A 2,458-nucleotide genomic window follows, 5' to 3' on the forward strand; every position below is an offset into this window, starting at 1 on the left:
ACCCGCAGCCGCCGGCTCTACAAAATCACCCCGGCGGGGATGGACGCGGTCACCGAGTGGACCAATCACGCACCCGTGGATCCGCCCGTGCTCAAGCACAGCGTGCTGCTCCGAATTACGTTCGGCCACCTGAGTAACCCTGCACGGCTCAAGGAACTGCTGTCCGAACACGTGGCCTACGCCGAAGCCAGGCACCGCAAGGCCCTCGAGGACGCCGAGGGGGCCGAAGTCGAACCCGCTTGGGCGTACTCGGTGCTCGCGCTGCGCTGGGCGGCCAAGTACTACGCCGCCGAGCGCGAATTCGCGCTGGAACTGATGAAGGAAATCGACGAAGCCGACCGCATCATGCAGAACGCCGCCACGGGTGGCTTTGGGAAACCGCGCCCCACGCCGGGATACTGGCGTGAGGTCGAAAAGCAGGTCCAGGCCAAGCGGGAAGCCGATTAGTCGGTGCTCGCGGCGTCGCGTGCGGCGATGTAGCCGTATACGAGTCCCTGTGCGATCGTCGCGCCCGCCCCCGGGTATGTCGTGCCGAACGCGTTGGCGGCGGTGTTGCCGATCGCGTACAGGCCGTTGATCACAGCGCCGTCCTCGCGTAGCACCCGCGCCCGGTGGTCGGCTGTCAATCCGCCGCACGTACCCAGGTCGCTGAGCACCATCTTGACGGCGTAAAACGGGCCCTTGGTCAACGCGCGCAGGTTGGGGTTGGGCGATATCGTCGGGTCGCCGTAATACCGGTCATAGGCACTGCGGCCCCGGTCGAAGTCGGGATCGCAACCGGCAGACGCGTTTTGGTTGAAGCGAGTGACTGTCGCGGTGAACTCCGGGACCGGCACGTCGATCCGGGCGCCCAGCTCGGCAAAGTCGGCGGCGCGTGCCGCGATGCCCGCGTCGTACCACGTCTGCGGGATCCGCATCCGTGGAAATAGTTGGGCGCCGAAGACGTAGCTGTTGCGGTATTGCTGATCGAAGATGATCCACATCGATTCGATCGGACTGCCCGCGCGCTCCAGCTCGAGCAACCGCTGGCCGAACGACATGTAGTCCGCCGACTCGTTGGCGAATCGGCGGCCGTGCTGGTTCACGATGAGGCTGCCCGGAAGCGACCGTTCGGCCAGCATCACGGCGGGCGCCTGGCCGGGAAGCGGCGCGACGGCCGGGAACCACCACGCCTGATCCATCAGATCGATGCCGCCGCCGAGTTCTTGCCCGGCGCGGATCCCGTCGCCGGTATTGGTCGCGGCGCCGAGGCTCAGGTTGGCGCCCAGCGACTCGGATTGAAATTTCCACCGCATGTCCATGCTGTGGTCGAAACCCCCGGTGGCCAGCACCACGCCGCGGCGAGCGGTAATCGTCACCTCGCTGCCGCGGTGCGCCACGACCGCGCCGCGGACACGGTCACCGTCGAGGTCGAGGCGCAGCAGGCTGGTATCGGTCCACACCGGGATACCGGCGCGCAGCACACCCGCGAACAGACCGGCCGCCAGGCCCTGACCGCCCGCCGCGTAACGCCGGCCCAGCATCAGGCCGGCCAACCCTTGCGCAATTCGCTTGGCGAACGTCGGAATCCCCTTGCGCGGCACCCGCGCGACCAGATTCATCCAGCGGTAGTCGGCACCCGTCGTCGGGACCGGGACGCTGACCTCCATCAAGCCCGGTTCCAGTCGGGTGCGGTAGGGGCCGAGAATCGACGTGTCGAACGGGTGACACTCGCAGGTGCGGCCCGCCGCACTGCCGCCGTGCTCCTCGGGGTGGTAATCGGAATAGTCACGGGCCCAAAAGAACCGCAGCGGAGTCATTCGGCGCAACATCTCAACCGTCGCGGACACGTGCGTCAAGAATCCCGTTGAACGCGGTCGGGGCGCCGAGCCCGCGACCACCGAGTCGAGATAGGCCGCGGCCTGCTCCTCGGTGTCGTCGGCACCGGCGTCGCGCAGCACCGGACCCGCGGGTAGCCACAGCGCACCACCGGAGCGGGCCGTCGAGCCGCCCACGTGGGCCGCTTTCTCCACGATCAGCACCTTCAGACCGAGTTCATGGGCGGCCAGCGCTGCGGCCATGCCGGTGCCCGAGCCCACGACCAGCAAGTCGACGCTGGTATCGGCCACGGGAAGCCCCGCAGGGATCGTCGCACTGGGTGTTGTCACGCCGTGAACGGTATGCCGGGGCGGCGCAGCGCAGGAATAGGCGTCCTGATGAGTGGAACAGACACCCACCACGGGCGCGTCCTCAGGAGTTAAATCATGCGTATGACGTCGCAAGACACCGACGAAGTTCGGCTCATTGAAGCCCAGGCCGCACCGACGCGATTTGCCCGCGGGTGGCATTGCCTCGGCTTGACCAGAGATTTCGGTGATGACAAGCCACAGGCGATCAACGCGTTCGGTCAGAAGCTTGTCGTCTTCCGAAGCGGGGACGGCAAGATCAACGTCCTCGACAGCTACTGCCGGCACATGGG

3 protein-coding genes are annotated in these 2,458 nt (G+C 67.0%); 2 read left to right on the forward strand and 1 reads right to left on the reverse strand.

Annotation, left to right across the window (positions count from 1 at the left end; genetic code table 11):
* Window positions 1–447, forward strand: a 447-nt coding sequence (locus ACZY0B_RS27185; protein WP_463767326.1) for a PadR family transcriptional regulator, incomplete at its 5' end; no start/stop codon positions are given.
* Here ACZY0B_RS27185 and ACZY0B_RS27190 read toward each other — a convergent pair.
* A complete protein-coding gene (locus ACZY0B_RS27190; RefSeq protein WP_463767327.1) occupies window positions 444–2,147 on the reverse strand; it encodes a 3-ketosteroid-delta-1-dehydrogenase in 1,704 nt (567 codons plus the stop codon). The two genes, ACZY0B_RS27185 and ACZY0B_RS27190, sit on opposite strands and share 4 nt — an antisense overlap.
* 102 nt (window positions 2,148–2,249) lie before the next feature.
* Here ACZY0B_RS27190 and ACZY0B_RS27195 point away from each other — a divergent pair.
* Window positions 2,250–2,458 (forward strand): Rieske 2Fe-2S domain-containing protein (locus ACZY0B_RS27195; protein ID WP_463767328.1); only part of this gene is annotated, 209 nt, incomplete at its 3' end.

Source organism: Mycobacterium sp. IDUB_19 (genome assembly GCF_055419445.1).